Origin of the sequence: Shewanella sp. SG44-2, assembly GCF_014164215.1 — a bacterium.
In the GTDB taxonomy this organism is placed as follows: Bacteria; Pseudomonadota; Gammaproteobacteria; order Enterobacterales; family Shewanellaceae; genus Shewanella; species Shewanella frigidimarina.
In genome coordinates this window covers 1-246 of record NZ_JACJEU010000110.1, presented here as the reverse complement: position 1 = coordinate 246, position 246 = coordinate 1, and the positions used below count along the sequence as shown (strand labels likewise).

Below are 246 nucleotides of genomic sequence, written 5' to 3'. Positions count from 1 at the left end.
GCTTCATCTTGAAACCAAACATCAATGCGATCTAACGCCACATGACCAGGGGTGTTAAGGATCGTTGACAGCTGGAAGTTTTTTAAAAGCGTCCTGAATATCTTGAGATTGTTTTGGGTGTCGAGAACGGGTCGTTATCCATGACAATCCTAATTGATGCAGTAATCTGTAGATATTTGCCTGTTTAAAGGTCACCCCAAATTCAGACTGAATAAAAAGACTGACATCTCTTGCCATCAATCTTCC

The 246-nt window shown here is 41.1% G+C and carries 1 pseudogene; it reads right to left on the bottom strand.

Annotated elements, in window-relative coordinates:
* Positions 1–246: pseudogene (locus tag H5181_RS21010) on the bottom strand (winged helix-turn-helix domain-containing protein); the annotation flags it as partial.